General features: G+C 43.6%; 10 protein-coding genes. 8 read left to right on the forward strand and 2 right to left on the reverse strand.

What is annotated here, in order from left to right; translation table 11 throughout:
* Positions 1-109: 109 nt before the first annotated feature.
* The 6 genes from RKD52_RS02165 to RKD52_RS02190 all read left to right on the forward strand — a co-directional run bounded on the left by RKD52_RS02165 (position 110) and on the right by RKD52_RS02190 (position 5,426).
* On the forward strand, positions 110-376 hold the full coding sequence (locus RKD52_RS02165) for an excalibur calcium-binding domain-containing protein (protein ID WP_454098484.1): 267 nt from the start codon (positions 110-112) through the stop codon (positions 374-376).
* 618 nt (positions 377-994) lie between these two features.
* Complete coding sequence (locus RKD52_RS02170) at positions 995-1,447, forward strand: hypothetical protein (protein WP_454098485.1); 453 nt, start codon at positions 995-997, stop codon at positions 1,445-1,447.
* A gap of 153 nt (positions 1,448-1,600) precedes the next feature.
* Positions 1,601-2,122, forward strand: a complete 522-nt coding sequence (locus tag RKD52_RS02175; protein ID WP_454098486.1) for a competence protein ComK — start codon at positions 1,601-1,603, stop codon at positions 2,120-2,122.
* Between the two features lie 100 nt (positions 2,123-2,222).
* Entirely contained in the window at positions 2,223-3,014 is a 792-nt protein-coding gene (locus RKD52_RS02180; RefSeq protein ID WP_454098487.1) for a metallophosphoesterase, read from the forward strand.
* A 52-nt stretch (positions 3,015-3,066) separates the two neighbouring features.
* Positions 3,067-3,330 carry a hypothetical protein gene (locus tag RKD52_RS02185; RefSeq protein ID WP_029567011.1) on the forward strand — a complete coding sequence of 88 codons (264 nt, stop codon included), beginning with the start codon at positions 3,067-3,069 and terminating at the stop codon, positions 3,328-3,330.
* A 293-nt stretch (positions 3,331-3,623) separates the two neighbouring features.
* Complete coding sequence (locus RKD52_RS02190) at positions 3,624-5,426, forward strand: SEC-C metal-binding domain-containing protein (protein ID WP_454098488.1); 1,803 nt, start codon at positions 3,624-3,626, stop codon at positions 5,424-5,426.
* 348 nt (positions 5,427-5,774) lie between these two features.
* Here RKD52_RS02190 and RKD52_RS02195 read toward each other — a convergent pair whose 3' ends face one another.
* Both RKD52_RS02195 and tagU read right to left on the reverse strand, forming a co-directional pair.
* Positions 5,775-9,095 carry a cell wall-binding repeat-containing protein gene (locus tag RKD52_RS02195; protein WP_454098489.1) on the reverse strand — a complete coding sequence of 1,107 codons (3,321 nt, stop codon included), beginning with the start codon at positions 9,093-9,095 and terminating at the stop codon, positions 5,775-5,777.
* A 264-nt stretch (positions 9,096-9,359) separates the two neighbouring features.
* Positions 9,360-10,304 (reverse strand): polyisoprenyl-teichoic acid--peptidoglycan teichoic acid transferase TagU, encoded by a 945-nt coding sequence (gene tagU / locus RKD52_RS02200; RefSeq protein ID WP_454098490.1) that lies wholly within the window; start codon positions 10,302-10,304, stop codon positions 9,360-9,362.
* A gap of 232 nt (positions 10,305-10,536) precedes the next feature.
* On the opposite strand from tagU, the gene RKD52_RS02205 reads away from it, so the two are divergent.
* Both RKD52_RS02205 and RKD52_RS02210 read left to right on the forward strand, forming a co-directional pair.
* Complete coding sequence (locus RKD52_RS02205; protein WP_454098491.1) at positions 10,537-14,535, forward strand: fibronectin type III domain-containing protein; 3,999 nt, start codon at positions 10,537-10,539, stop codon at positions 14,533-14,535.
* 143 nt (positions 14,536-14,678) lie between these two features.
* Complete coding sequence (locus RKD52_RS02210) at positions 14,679-16,004, forward strand: cell wall-binding repeat-containing protein (protein WP_454098492.1); 1,326 nt, start codon at positions 14,679-14,681, stop codon at positions 16,002-16,004.
* Positions 16,005-16,026: the final 22 nt, after the last annotated feature.

Below are 16,026 nucleotides of genomic sequence, written 5' to 3' on the forward strand. Positions count from 1 at the left end.
TACCGCTTCTCTCCTATTTTTCCTCATTAGATAAAATTAAATTTTGTCTTGTTTAAATACAATTTATCCCTTATTATAAGGAAAAAGGCATGAGAGGAAATGACTACATATGAAGCGATTTTTAGCTGTAACTCTATCTATGGGTCTGGCGTTGGGCGTTTCCGCTGCACCGGATTCAGCAGAAGCGAAAGCGAAAGTAAAAACGTACAAGAACTGCACAGAGCTTAACAAAGACTACAAAGGCGGAGTGGCCAAGTCTTCAAGCGTAAAAAACAAAGGCGGCAAAACAAAGTATAAGCCGCATGTTTCAAAAGATTTATATGAAGCCAACAAAAAGAGTGACCGGGATAAAGATTTGATTGCTTGTGAGAAATAATAGAGTGAAAGAAAAGGTGCGCCGTTAGCGGTGCATCTTTTTTTGTGGGGATTGAAGGGGTTGGGAGCTGGAAGTAATAGAACCATCAAGCGCTGAAGATAAGGTGTTGGGGGCACTAATAAGCGGTAATAGAACCATCAAGCGCTGAAGATAAGGTGTTGGGGGCACTAATAAGCGGTAATAGAACCATCAAGCTTTGAAAGTAAGCTGTTGAGGTCACTGATAAGTGGTAATAGAACCATCAAGCTTTGAAAGTAAGCTGTTGATGGTACTGATAAGCGGTAATAGAACCATCAAGCTTTGAAAGTAAGCTGTTGATGATGGCACTGATAAGCGGTAATAGAACCATCAAGCTTTGAAAGTAAGCTGTTGATGGCACTGATAAGCGGTAATAGAACCATCAAGCTTTGAAAGTAAGCTGTTGATGGCACTGATAAGCGGTAATAGAACCATCAAGCTTTGAAAGTAAGCCGTTGAGGGCACTAAAAAGAGGGAATAAAGCCATCAATCGTTGAAAGTTTATCTGGTGAGGGAACTATAAAGCAGGACTTCACCCAGTTCTTTTTCAACTCCCCCCTTCATAAACTTGTCTTAGCATCCACAGGAGGTACGTCCCCAATGCGAAGACGAAGGCAATGGCCGGTCATTCCCCTGCTGCTTGTCTGTGCGGCTGGGTTGTTGATCTATGGTGCGTTTCACTTGTTTTCTCCTTCATCACCGAAGGAGGCTGTGCAAAAGTTTTACATGATGGAACAGAACGGGAACTTCGGAGATGCCTGGGAGCTGTTTCATCCTCTGATGAAGGACCGGTTTACGAAAAATGCTTATGTAACGGAGCGTGCTCATATTTATATGAGCCATTACGGAGTGTCTACGTTTACGTTTGAGATTGAGAAGCAGAAGAAAGTCAGGAGATGGAGGATGGAGAAGGGAGCCCCGGTGTTTAATGAGGCGCGCCTTGTCCAGGTAAGGCAGACGTTTAAAAGCAAATTCGGCACGTTTGATGTCCGCCAGAATGTTTATGCCGTTAAGGAAAAGGGAGATTGGAAGATTGTGTGGGAGTTTGAATGAGGCCTCTAGCTGAGGTCTTTTTGTTTGGATTGTAAAGGATTGTTTTAAAATAGTAAATTTTTAATAGTTAATATTACCTACTAAAGCGATATTTTGTATGATAAACAGGAGGGTGGAAAATATTTCATAAAAAACAAAAAAGAGGTGGAGAGAGTGCTTGCTGAAGAAAGCTATACAGTTTGGAGAGAAACGATGGTATTAAAGCCGATTTATTCTGAGAGAGGAGAACGCTGGACGATTGTTCACGAGCTGTACAAAAAAAGAATAATCAAAATGTCTCCGAGAGCCATTATGGAGCGCAGCTGTGTTCATGCAGGAGCGTCTTATCAGGGAATGGTGGATGCCGCAAAGCTGATCCTGCCGGGCAAGAAAATGCTCCCGATCTGTCTGTCTCCTGGTTACCGGATCTGCATGCTGCCGACGCTGTCGCCGGATCATGAGGACTGCATGTGGATTTCCTACCGGTATGCAAAAAAGCCTTTTCTGAAGGGCAGCAAAACAATGATTGAATTTCAAAACAGAGAGCAAATCGAAATTCATGGCAGTGTCGAAAGCTTTCAGCTGAAATCCGGACATGCCCAGCAGCTTGTCCTGAATTATCTCGACAGGCAGGAGGAAATGTGGGAGCTGCCTGTGTATGTGGCAGAGTCTTATGAAGGATACGACGTATATTAACATGATGCAGCCGGGTTCCTGATGGAACTTGGCTGTTTTTTAATACTAATTCCCGGCAACCTTTAGTAAACTGTAGGAAATAGAAAAAATGGGGGATCGTATGGCTGAATTCATTTGGTTCCTTGCTGGATGCACAGGGGTGTTTTACTTATTGTTCGTTGTGCCGACAAAATGGCTGAAGGTTGAAAGAGTGGACGTACCGCTAGGGATTGATAAAAAAATTCTTCATTTGTCGGACATTCATATTGAAAGAAACCGGATTCCTTCTGAAAAAATTAGAGACGTTGTAAAGCGTGAAAACCCTGATTATGTCTTTGTCACCGGTGATTTTACGGCTCGGGAAAGTTACATTCCGCGCCTTGAGGCGTACCTCACAGCCTTTAGGGAGCATGATATTCCTGTTTATGCGGTTTTTGGAAATCATGACTACCGGACATTTCATTTGAGTCTCCTGCTGCGCGAGTGGCTTGAGGAAAAGGGAGTGCAAGTGCTGGTTAATGAGTCAATTGAGCTTGAGGATTTTTCGTTAATTGGACTGGATTTTTACAGAGAAGACGAGTTTGGCGTGGAAAAAGCCTTTTCAAATGTATCATCGAATAAACCGAGAATCGTTTTGTGCCACGATCCTAACGACCTTGCAGAAGTGGATAAACCATTTGATTTTATGATGTCCGGGCACCTTCACGGAAAGCAATTTAACATTCCGCTGTTTTTTAAGTTCATCTCTAAGGGAGAGCTTGCAAAGCGCGGAATTTATAAGGGATTTCATGAAGTGGGCGGACGTTATTTGTACATCTCAAAAGGAATCGGCCAGGCGCACTGGAATCTGAGGTTCGGGGTGCGAAGTGAAATAACGCTTGTAGATTTACGGAAAGCAGGAAAACATGTATAAATTTCAAAAAGTTGTCCATAATTAGAGTAATTCTTTTTAGGGAGTGAATCCTTTGTCTAATCTGGACCATATTCTTTATGATGTACATGAATATTTCATCCTGAACAAAAACTTTCTCCGCGCCTGCTTTGAGGATTTATCTCTGACAGACTCCGAATGTGCAGAAGCGCTCAGGCTTTATTTTAATGATATTAAAGAGGAAGAGTATCACAATACGCTTATTCCGACACTTAACCGCGTCGGACATGATATTCATTTTGCCTACGGTGAAGATCAAAGCATGTATATTTATAAGAAATCAGATCAAGTTGGTTAAGCTGCTTGATTTACAAAACCGCAGACCTCCATCTGCGGTTTTTTCATTATTTATGAAATTATAAGGAATATAAAGTCGTGAATTTAATGAAGAAATTATCTGCGTCCAGCTCCAGCGCCTAGATCCTCTGTCAGAACAAATCCGCCAAAAAAGTCAAAACCGGACTTTTCCGGCGGATTCTTATCTGCCTTTCGGATCTGAACGAGGCGCTTCCGCTTTTGATATGCTCGTTGAATTATTCCCCGATAACTGGCACAATAGATGAGGGAATAAGGATTTAAAGGAGTCTACAAATGGATATTGGAAGAAATGACGCGTGCCACTGCGGCAGCGGAAAAAAATATAAGAAATGCTGTATGAATAAAGTAACGTCAATTGAAGCGATTCGTCATGCTGACCTTGAAAAGATGCAGGGAGAGCTGATGCAGTTCGCCTCCTCTGTTTATTCAAGAGAAATGGACAAGGCTGTCAGAGAGAAGATGAGCAAATTTAACATAGGCGAGGATCAGCAGATTTACGGTTCACTCCTTGTCTGGGCTGTTTTTTCAGTGAATGTTGGAAGCGGGACTGTCTTAGAAGCCTTTATAGAGAAAAAACGCCATGAAAACGTGAGACCGGTAACGATGACACAGCTTGAAAAATGGGCTGGCGCTGTTCCGACGTTCTCTGTCGTGGAACACGTAACAGACGATGAAAGATACACAGTGAAAGATCTGTTTACAGAAGAAGTGAAAGATGTGCGCGTGGACGAGGGAACCCATTCCTTTAAATCCGGCGCGATGCTTCTTGGGTACCTGCTGCCATTTGGAGACTACTATACGTATTTCATGATGCAGCTTGAATTTGAAGAAGCGCAGACGGAGTTTAACAAAAAACTGACGCTCAAGCTTTTCGAAGAGAGCACGTTCGACGACATCGGCGCATTTATGGCGGATCAGTTCCCGGAAATGCTGATTTCCATGCTGACGGAGCCTGTGGAAGAAGAGTCTGAGGTAGTGGAAGAAGAACCTCAGGTAGAAGCAGATGAGCTGGTTTGGGATGAGCCCTTGTATAAAATGGCTGCATTTAAAATGCAAAATAATCTTCTGCGAGCCCAGGTGCCACTGGAAACTGCCGAAAAGGCATTTACTTTGATGCACCAATATCTTCACAGTGTAAAGCCAACCATCAAAAAAGAGGTCATTTACGCAGCGGGTATGCATTACTTTGTTGAAAAGCATATGTACAAGCAGGGAATGACCCAGAAAAAAATTGCGGAGCTTTACGAAGTCAGCACAAGCTCTCTTTCAAAGGTATATAAAGAAATAAAAGCTGAGCTTGAGGCGGACCTCACTGAGGACAGCATCACAGTGGCTGAAAAAGGTGATGCGAAGAAGTACAGCGATGCAGACCGCGCGCGTGCTCAGGAACTGATCTATGAAGCAATGGAGAGTTCTCCTCAGCAAAGAGTGAAACTGGCCAAACAGGCGATGGAGATTTACCCGTTCCACCCTGATGCCTTCAATATGCTGGGAGAGGCAGAGAGTGATCCTGCCAAGCAGCTTGAGCTTTATAAACAGGGAATGGAAGCCGGCGAGGCGGACCTCGGCAAGGAAATCTTCAAGCAGGATAAAGGCATGTTCTGGGGATTGATCGAAACGAGACCTTATATGCGCTCCAAGTTCAACTATGCGATTCTTGAAGCGGCAATGGGCAACCTGGCAGAAGCAATCAAACAGTGCGAGGAGCTGCTCGAGCTGAACGAGATGGACAGTCAGGGCGTGCGCTATACGCTGTTTGTCATGTACATGGATGCAGGAGAGCACAAAAAAGCGAAAGCTCTTCTCAAAAAATTCGATGAAACGGACTTTGCGGCAGGCGCCTACAACATGCTGCTTGTGGAATTCGCGTTAAAAGGAATGACTCCTGCGGTTGAAAGACTTGCTCAAAAGGCGAAAAACGTGAATCCGGTCATCTACGATGTTCTGGCCGGCAAACGCAAGCTGCCGAAAGAGCCGGAGGAATTCGGGCAAGAGTATGAAGCGGTTGAGTACTTCATGGAATATGGATTTGTCTGGTCCAATCATCCGGAACTGGTTGAGTGGATGTCTGAATAATGCAAGGTTGAAGCCGGTTTTCATTTGAAAACCGGCTTTTTTTAGTGAGACATTGTGAGGCAGGGCTCAAAGCGTTCGATTTCGTCACTGCGCCGAGGGTTTTTTTAGTCTTACGGTCCAAATTTGCTGTCTAACAATCCAAATGGGGCATGTAATCATCCGAACTGGCTGTCTAACAGTCCAAATTCGGGATCTAACAATCCAAGAATGAACTTGCCTGTCTAATCTGTGATCCGGTAAACCACCCAGGACCTAGCAGAAAGCAGCCCGTGAAAAAGCCACAAAAAGAAATGCACCGCCAAATAGTAGATTTAGAATCTTACATTTGGGGTGCACGATTTAATTATTTCATTTCACTTCGTCTAATGCAGGAATAATCATCCGATCAATTGAATTTCCCCGTGCCTGTCTGCTTGCTTGAGTGAAAACATCGCTGTCAGAAACGGTATTGATTGGAACAATGGTGCTTCCGTTCATTTCAAAAACAGTCCAAAGTGTTCCAGTCTGATTGGCAGGGACGTGGAATGTCCGCACTAGATAGCTCCCGCGGTAAATTTCTACGACTGCTCCTGATTTGGAGAGTTCATCGCTGGCTGATTTGCTGCGGTTGGTGTAATCATGGATGGAGTAACGGTATACTCCGTCCTTTTGGTGATGAATGGTAACGGTCTCAGGCCCATAGGATTCTCTTTGATCTATATCCAGCTGTGCCATGAGTTCATCATTCTCATACGTCTCCTGTTCACTATAATAAAGATGGAATCGGTCTCCGTCTTCAGAAGGTCCGGTTAAGTGTGCATCAAGATCAGCTGGCTGTTCACCCCACTTAAGAACAATGCGCGTTTCCGCCTGATCTAGAATCGGGCTGAGGGTGGTATTCTGATTTTCGGTCTTTTTCATACCGACAGATAAAATCTGTACTGATGATGGTATATATCCTTCTTTTGATACTGCGGCTGTATAATTGCCCGCCGGAAGAGTGACCTTGTACTGACCGGCAGCATCAGTAACAGTTTGAGCGCTTACAGGTCCAGTGAAAGAGTTTAAGCCTGATCGGATGGTAATTGAAGCCCCTGCTACAGGCCTGCCGTCAATGGAATTCTTTATTTTGCCGCTAACTTCTCCGTCCCCGGAATGGCTGGAGTCAACCATACGAAGAGAAGGGCTGTATTCAATTTCGTTCTCATTAATTTCAACGTTGTTGTGCTCTTCCTCATTATAGTTTTCTTTGCTGTACTTTAAATTGTACGTACCGTCTGACAACTGCAATTCATAGTCTCCATTTGCGTCAGTAACCGTCTTGGTGATGAATTTGTCTTTCTGATAGGCACTGACCACTACATCTTTAAGAGCTTCTTTGCTTACAGCATCAGTAACGGAGCCTTTGACCTTGCCTGCGTGTTCACAGTATTTGTTTCCCGCTTTGAAAAGCTCTTTTTTGAAGAAACTTTTTTCGTATTCTACTTTTTCTTCAATGTTCCATTTTTCAGAGGATGCTTTAAGCCGGATTTTTAAGCTTGATTCAAATCCAGCTTTAAATGAGTCCTCAAAGCACCCAGAGAGGCTAAAGTTCCCGTCTTTAAAATTGTATAATGCCTTAGCGTTGCCTTTCATCTCATGAGCAATCGTTAAGTCATTTTGCACCACTGCCGGGAGAAGGCCTCCGATATTAACGGCCGGTTCAAATCCAGTGCCGATAAATGTCGTTGTTTCTCCCTTTGCTTCTAAGGTGGCGTCATAGCGGTCAATTTTCATATCGAAATCAGAGTCAAATGCACCGTCATTCCATTTCACATTAACGGCAGTAGAGGATTTTTCAACGATGCCAAGTTCCATTGAAAGCTTTGCTTCACCTTTCACATTTGCCGTAACAAAGACTGTGACCCCAATTGGAATGTTTACGTATCCTGTATTTCCTGCTCCGGCAAATACGTTGGCAGTCCCAATTTGATACGTCAATGTTGCAAGTGAGACTCTTCCCTCGCGGTCGACTCCTTCAAGCTTGAGCCACTTGCCGAATTCTTTATTTTTTGATTGATCAACCGTTTCCATCTTGCCGTTCATTTCTATCAGGAACTTGATTGAGGAATCCTGTTTGCTGTCGAAGCGGTAATCAAAACCCGATATAAGACCGAATTTTTTTTCAAGATCTACTTGAGCTTTTGCTGACTTTACAGCAATACTTCCGGAAAGTTTAACTTTGCTGTTAGCTGCTGATGGGTTGTCATATAGAATTTTATCGATTGCAAGAATGAATGGTTTTTTTTCAGAAGCAGAAGACATGCCTGCACTTTTCCATCTTGAAAGGGACTGATGCTCCCCAGCATCATCCGTTAAAACAACGCCTTCCTCAAGATCGACGTCAACTAAACGGTCAGGTGTGAGAATTTCTTCGCCTTCGATGCTGAATTCCTCCAGCACTTCATCAAGTGCCGGCTGATCAACCGTTATGGTTCCGTCTGGTTGAACATCTGAAACCTGTCCAAAAAAGCCTGAAGGATGTTCATCAGATGGCGGCAAGTAGAAAAGGTCTGTTTTTTTATACATTTGAGCCTGTGCCGCCGGCAGCTTGATTGAAAATGATTCATCCGCATTATAAACCATGCTTTCAGAAGCTTTTTCCAGTGAATTTATTTCAGATTCATCCATAATTTCTAAACCGTCAGAAAATGAAGCTGTTCCCAGGCTGTCTTTAAACTGTGCAAAAAGGTCATCCAGCTGGGTAACGACCTCGTCAGAAACGGCCACTTTTCCTCCGTAAACGTTAAAACTCTTCATCTGTTTTTCAGCAATCAGCTGATCTGTTCCTTTTGGCAGGTCAGCTGGTTTTGTTAATAGAACAGCAGATTTGTTTTTGGCTGCCAGAACAGAGCCGGTTAATGCATCAGCGAAAGTGCTGCCTGTGCTTATGTAAATATGAGGATTTTTATCGTATTTTGTCCTTAAGATCTGAGCAGCTGTTTCATACCTTGTGGAACCTGAAATGCGTTCAGGATTTGGCAAATCGGCTTCCACAGACTGTTTTACAGCTTCTACCCCACCTACAACAAGGGTGTTTTTAACACCTTGGAGATACCGTGAAACGTCTTTACTGAGTTTATCAGGGGAAGTTAGTAAAATAGGATATCCCTTTTCTGCAGCATAGGGAGCAATTGCGAGAGCATCCGGAAAGTTTTTGCCGGTTGCTATGATTGCCTGTTCTTTAGAAGCGCCAAGTTTCTCCGCTACTTTAATAGATGTTTCATACCGGGTTTCTCCGTAAACGCGTTCGGTCGTCATTCCCAATTTTTCAATTTCTTTTTTGACGGAATCGGATATCGCAACAGGTCCTCCCAAGATGACGGCCTTTTTGGATTTTAATCGCTTAAGCTCTGTGACTGTAGCCGCAGGGAGCTTTTTGGGAGAGGTTAATAGGATTGGTGCCTGTAATTTGAATGCGAGAGGTGCACCTGTCAAAGCATCAGGAAACTCATCTCCCCTCGCAAGAACAATTATGTCAGACCCGCTTGAAAAGCCTGCTTTTGAAATAGCGGCAGCAGTCTCATAACGGTTTTCTCCTGCTATCCGTGCATTTCCGCCCGATTCAGCAGACATGGTTCCTTCTGAAAAAGAAAAAATAAGTAGACAAATAAATAATGCAATAAAACTCTTTGAAATCAGTTTGAACAACTTTTTTCACTCCTTGAAATAAATTTTCACTACTAATATACCATTATATTGGAATATATTTCATGTAAATGACCAAATAAATCAAAAATTCCTATATTTTTATAGGTATTTTTTCATGTTTAAGATTAAAGGAACAATCTTTTCTTCAGCCAATTCAGCTCACTAATAAGCAAAACCGGCCCCTTCAGCAATCTGATTCTTCTGAGTCTCTGAAAATTAGTACAAAAAAACAAACCTCAACCCGAGGTTTGCTCTCTCATTCTATTAATTCGAAGCAGTCGTCCCAGACAGCTCCAAATGCTCTTTCAGCTGATTTGATAAAGCAGTGCGCTCTTCTTCAGGAACGATGTAATAGTAGATTCCGCCGATTTTGTCGCCGGTTCCTTTGATTTGGTGCTGTTCCATTGAATTGCGTGCATCTTTGTAGTTCTCCTGAATGCTCCACATTTCGTCCATTCCGAGGTTCGTTTTGACGTTGTTTTCAACGATTTTAAACATCTCGCCGAATTTGGAGATGGAGGAGATGTTTGCTCCTTTTGCGATAACGGCTTCAATGACCTGGCGCTGGCGCAGCTGGCGGCCGAAGTCGCCCCGATCATCCTTATAACGCATTCTTGAGTAGCTTAGTGCCTCTGCACCGTCTAATTGAATGAGGCCTTCATTAAACGTCTTGCCGTCATATTCAAAGTACAGGTCGTTGTTTACTTCCACTCCGCCTACTGCATCAACGATATCCTTAAAGCTTTCCATGTTCACTTTTACGAAGTAGTCGACAGGTACGTCCAAGAAATGCTCGACCGTATTGATCGCCATTTCCGTGCCGCCGAAGGCGTAGGCATGGTTAATTTTGTCTTCTTTGCCTTTACCGATAATTTCGGTGCGGGTGTCACGCGGAATGCTGACCATATTCATCGATTTTTTGTTCGGATTCACGGTTAAGAGAATTAGGGAATCGGAGCGTCCGCGGTCTCCTTCGCGTTCATCTACGCCCATAAGCAGGATGGAAATTGGATCTCTTTCTTTAAATGCAACTGCCTGCGGGCGCTTGTCTGACTTTTCCCTTCCTATGTCTTCCTGAATTTTAGCAACTGTGCCAGCTGCGGTTTTATACAAATAGAAGGCGTAACCCAAGGTACCCAGTACAAGCAGACCAATGATGCTTAGGGTAATTAAGAGCCCCTTGCGCTTTTTGTGTTTTTGTTCTCTCATCGTATCATCCTTTAATAGAAGTAATTACCTATTCACATTATATTTTTGCCGTATCATGGAAACAATACTTTTTTTGTAAATATAAGAGGTTCCAAGAATATGACGTAGTGTTTAAGCCTTAAGTTTCATAAATTTGTAGATTTTTGTCTTGTGAATCAAATATACTTTATTATCGGCCATATCTATAATGGATTTAATATGTTGATAAAAACCAGGGGGAAAATATTTTACGATGAAAAAAATGCTGTCGGTCCTCATGACTCTACTTTTGCTTATAACCATGGTCTTGCCTTATGCGACAGCAGCTGAAACTGGAACGCAAATCGCCTTTCATTCCTATACAAACACAGAAAACGGAATACGGCTGGTGTGGACCGTGACCTCGGCTTCAAATGATCCGCAGTCTTTTGTTCTTGTGAAAAACGGCGCGGAACAAAAGATTGAGGCCGCACTTACAGATGAACTGATAAACAGAGACGGTTCAGCTGCAAGAACGTATGAATACTTGGACACAATTACTGCAGATAAAGAGGTTTATACGTATTCCATTAAGTTTGAAAATGATGCAACGGTTCAAACAGAACCCATAACAATTGTTCATCAAAAAGAAAATGGCGGACCAGCTACTCCTGTTGATCCTGCAAATCCGGCAGATGAGGTATTTCTATTGCATGCCCGTGCAGAGGGGACAAGTATTGCCGTTTCCTGGCCTGCCTATAAAAGCAGCAGTAAAACAGTCTATCAGCTTTATCAATCCGGAACATTCATTGGAAGCTACCCGGATGCAGGCGAACACATCTTTAGAGACCTGGAGCCTGATACGAACTATTCATTTACACTTAAAATTGTTGCTGACGAGAAGCTGATTGACAGCAGGGAAGTGCGTGTGAAAACGGAAGCGGAGAGAAAGCCTGCCTACACGGTTTTCTTTTATCCCGTCAATGATACCACTTTTGAAACAAGCTGGTTTTTAGATGGTGCGGCTTTCTTTGATGTGTATCTTAACGGGAAGCTGATGCTTGAAAAAACGAAAGAAACAGAGTACCAATTTACAGACTTAAAGCCTGCGGCAGAATATGAAGTGAAGGTCACTGCGTTTGATCGAGCCGGCAAAAAGCTGAATGAGGCTTTTGTAAAAGGGAAAACAAAGGAAGCTGCAAACGGTCAAACAGTCCAATTTAAAGACAGTGCACTCAAACGTGCGGTCAAGGATCAGCTGAGGATTCAGCGCGATGTAACAGAAAGCGATCTCCAGAAGCTGACGTATTTGAATGCATCAGCTTATGATATCAAAGATCTGACAGGACTCCATCATGCTGTGAATCTTCAGCATCTGGAGCTTGCAGGCAACAGCCTGAGGAGCATTGAACCATTGAGACTGCTGACAAATCTTGAGTATTTGGATCTCTCAATGACGGGTTCAGTCGATTATTCTCCTCTTAATGACCTCGTGAATCTGAGGAGTCTTGTGCTTGCAGATTCTTCTTTTAAAGACACGAAAAACATCCAGAATCTGACGAAGCTCAAGGTGCTGGACCTAAGTTTCACCAATGTGAAAAGTGTTTCTTCCCTCAGTTCGCTCTCTCAACTGGAAGAAATCAGCCTTTCCTACACACCAGTTCAAACGATTCAGCCATTGCAGACACTGACTTCTCTTAAAAAAATCATCTTGTACGGAGAGATTTACTTAAAGGTGAAAGATGAGCTCCAGCAGTTTGGCGAAAATCTTGAGATCATTTATGACGACAGTCTGAACATCCATCTCATTCATGTAAAGCCGGGGGATAGAAGTGCTGCATTTGAGTGGGAATATGAGGGAGATGACATTCCTGCTTATTACGAAATTTCGGTTGACGGAATCACTCAAAAAACCGAAACAGAAAGACGGGTCATCAACTATGAGACGGCGGGTCTGAAGCCTGAAACCGTGTACTCCTACTCCATTAAGGCTTTTGAACAAAATGGCGTCATGACCGGATTTGACCGCGGTTTTTTCACAACTCTAAAAACGCCTGCCGGAGAAAAAGCCGTTTTTCCGGATGCGAACTTGAGAAGCGCAATGAAAAACCATTTCGGTTTGAAGCGCGACATTTATGAAAGTGATATGGAAACCCTGACAGAACTTGATCTGACGGGGGAGGGAATCAGGGACCTGACTGGACTAGAGAGTGCAAAGAATCTTAAAGTCCTTGTCTTATCCGGCAATGGTATAAAAACGGTTAAACCGATTGAGAAACTGAGCCTCACGTCGCTGCACCTTGATGACAACCGTCTTGAAGACCTGTCTTCCATCATTAAAATGCAGAGTCTGCAGGTACTGAATTTGTCCAGCACGGGCATCAAGAACTTTTCAGCACTTGCGGGATTGAAAGACTTAACGGGGCTAAGCCTCGCATACAACGGGATTACTGATCTTTCAGCCATACCTGCAAGCGAAAAACTGTCAGCTCTCTATTTAAACGGAAATAAGCTGTCTTCGCTTAAAGGAATTGAAAAGGTTCAAAACCTCACTGAGCTCAGTCTTGAGGACAATCCAATCACAGACATTGGGCCGCTCACTGTCTTAAGACATCTTCAATTTGCAGATCTGTCGATGACTTCTGTGAACAAGATTGAACCATTGCTGTCCATGGATTCACTGGTGACGGTTCTTCTTTTCAGCATGAAAACGCTCGATCTTTCAGAAGGATCGGACGCCTGGCAGGTCATCGGGCAGCTGATTGATAAAGGCGTCTATGTTGAATACGATGACTCCGGAAACCTGTTTTCCATCTATACAAGCAGAAAGACGGAGGATTCAATAGAAGTAAGCTGGGACTATTTCGGGGAAAGGGATATCGATTTCTTCAAGGTTTTAGTGAATGGAGAGACAGCTTCAAAACGCGTGGAAGGCTATGAATTCAGGTACTGGATCAGAGGACTGAAGCCTGAGACGGCCTATGACATTGAAGTTAAGGCATATGATGAAGAAGGAGAGCTTCTTCTCAGTGAATCAATGGAAGAGACAACAGAGGCAGCTCCTCAAGGCCCTGCTGTCGTTTTTAAAGACAAGAAGCTTGGTGATTTGATTAGAGAGCAGCTTGGACTTGTCCGGGAAATCCGCCAAAGTGATATGGAACGTCTGACTGAATTATTTCTATTGGATTTGGACATTTCAAGTCTGAAAGGACTGGAATCTGCGGAAAATCTGCAGTCTCTTTTCATTCATAACAATGGAAGCGAACTTAATCTGCACCCATTAAAAGGACTCAATCTAGTAGATCTATCCATTGAAAACACAGAGATCAAGAACTACAAAGTGATTCAGTCGCTTTCAGATCTGTCTTTTCTGGCCATTAAAAACAATCAGCTTCGGGACCTGTCATTTATAAGCGGTCTAGGTCAGCTCATTTATCTGGATCTGTCCCAAAATAACATCACAGACCTGACGGCTCTATCGGGACTCGGCCAATTGGAAATGCTGCAGCTTAATCAGAATCAGGTTAAGAGTATCAGCAAAACGTTGAAACTCGAGAATCTCCAGCACCTTGAACTTGCAGGGAATCCTCTGGAAGATCTGTCTGGAATAGAAGCATCCGAATCTCTTAAGACTTTGATTTTTGAGAGAACAAAGCTGACAAACATTGATCAGCTGCTTAATTTAGAGAACCTAGAATTGGTTTCGCTGTTTGGGATCGAAACGCTTGATTTGTCGCCGGGCTCACGGGCTGCCGCCGTTGTGGAGGAGCTCAGGGCACGAGGTGTGAAAGTCTGGGCGGAAGCCTCTTTTTACCCTGAAATACACATCAGCGACGTCACGCAGACGACCATTTCCTTCTCTTGGGATAACATGTTGGAAGGAGACGGAACCTATACGGTTTACGTTAACGGTGAAATGCAGGGGGATGAGCCTTTTCCTGCTGAAAAGACTTCCTATCAACTAACGGGACTGGAATCTGATACGGTGTATTTTATAGAAGTCTTTGGTGAAAGCGGAGAGTTCGTTAATACAGCCTGGAAAGAAGTCACAACCTTGTCTGAAGAGGGAGAGGAAATCACGGTACCAGAACCTGTAAAACCAGATCAGGAAAAAGGAGAACCGGTCAGCAATCATCCGAATAAACCGGGTAAAATCAAAGCTGAGAACGAGCTTCCAAAAACGGCATCTTTGATGTACCAATACGTTTTCTTCGGAACCATACTTATGATGGCAGGTGCAGCTTTTCTCGCAGCCCGTCGAAAAAGAGGATAAACAGATAGTCGAAAAGCAGCAGAAATGCTGTTTTTTTGCTGTCTATAGTCGTTTTTCCCCATTATTTGTAATACACTTGTAAACTATCAGACTATTCCTCCGGTGCTATAATGAGAAGGGTAAAAACATCATAGGAGAATGGTATGAAGAAAATAACCCTTACATTGTTGAGCTGTCTTAGTCTAGTGATGCTTTTTCTTATTTCTCAGCCGGAGCATGCTCAGGCAGGGACAACAACAAGAATATCCGGAGAAGACCGGTATAAGACGTCTGTGGAAGTTTCAAAGAAAGCCTTTCCAAATGGCACGGCGAATATTGTGATTGCCGTTGGCACTAATTTTCCGGATGCACTGGCAGGAGGACCGCTTGCATATAAATTGAAAGCGCCAATCCTTCTTACAAAGAAAGACTCTATCCCAACAGCTGTAAACAATGAAATTGTCAGGCTGAAACAGCGTGGAGCCAAAAACGTATACATACTTGGCGGTGAAAATGCCGTCACTAAAGCCGTAGCAAGCAAGCTGACTTCAATGGGCTTAACTGTTCAGCGAATATCAGGCTCAGACCGCTACAAAACATCCGTTGCCATTGCCAAACATGTTGGAACAGCAACGAAAAAAGCATTCATAGCCAATGGCTCGAACTATCCTGACAGCCTTTCAGCATCTGCCATAGCAGCGAGGCAGGGCTCACCGATTCTGCTCGTTCAAAAAAGCAGCGTGCCGTCATCTGTTCAAACCTTTCTAAAAGGATTTTCAAAATCGTACGTAATTGGCGGAACTGGCGTCATCGATGGATCTGCTTTTTCAAAGCTTCCATATGCAGAGCGCATTGCGGGGGCAGACCGTTACGGTACATCAGCCAAAGTAGCCTCTAAGTTTGCGAGTTTTTCTGCGTCGCACGCCTTAGTAGTTTCAGGGCAAAATTATGCAGACGCCCTTACAGGTTCTGTCTATGCAGCCCAAAAGAACATTCCGATGCTTTTAACAAAATCTTCGGCTCTTCCGACAGCTATTGGAAACTTAATCGACACTAAAAATATCGGAACTGTCACCGTTATCGGCGGTACAGCTGCTGTTTCAAACAGCGTTTTAGCCTCGATTTATTTTCCAGTGGACAAGCTGATTGAAACAGCCAAATCCCTGCAGGGCGTGCCTTATAAATACGGCGGCACGACAACCTCGGGCTTTGACTGCAGCGGCTACACAGAATATGTGTTCAATAAGCACGGCATTGACCTGCCAAGGACAACAAAGGATCAATGGAATACAGGCACGGTTGTGGCTGTTCCTCAAAAAGGAGATCTTGTCTTTTTTGAAACTGTTTCAGCTGGCCCGTCTCACGTGGGGATCTTCATTGGAAACAATGAATTTATCCATGCGAGCTCATCGAAAGGCGTATCGATCACAACGATGGAGAATGTCTACTTTAAACCAAGATATCTGGGCACAAAAAAAGTCATTAATTAAGCGGTGAGGCTACTCACTGCTT

The organism is Metabacillus sp. SLBN-84, assembly GCF_053629595.1.

Coding starts and splice junctions, on each gene's coding strand:
- RKD52_RS02170 (WP_454098485.1), top strand. CDS start 995: ATGCGAAGACGAAGGCAATGGCCGGTCATTCCCCTGCTGCTTGTCTGT.
- RKD52_RS02205 (WP_454098491.1), top strand. CDS start 10,537: ATGAAAAAAATGCTGTCGGTCCTCATGACTCTACTTTTGCTTATAACC.
- RKD52_RS02190 (WP_454098488.1), top strand. CDS start 3,624: ATGGATATTGGAAGAAATGACGCGTGCCACTGCGGCAGCGGAAAAAAA.
- RKD52_RS02210 (WP_454098492.1), top strand. CDS start 14,679: ATGAAGAAAATAACCCTTACATTGTTGAGCTGTCTTAGTCTAGTGATG.
- RKD52_RS02165 (WP_454098484.1), top strand. CDS start 110: ATGAAGCGATTTTTAGCTGTAACTCTATCTATGGGTCTGGCGTTGGGC.
- tagU (WP_454098490.1), bottom strand. CDS start 10,304: ATGAGAGAACAAAAACACAAAAAGCGCAAGGGGCTCTTAATTACCCTA.
- RKD52_RS02180 (WP_454098487.1), top strand. CDS start 2,223: ATGGCTGAATTCATTTGGTTCCTTGCTGGATGCACAGGGGTGTTTTAC.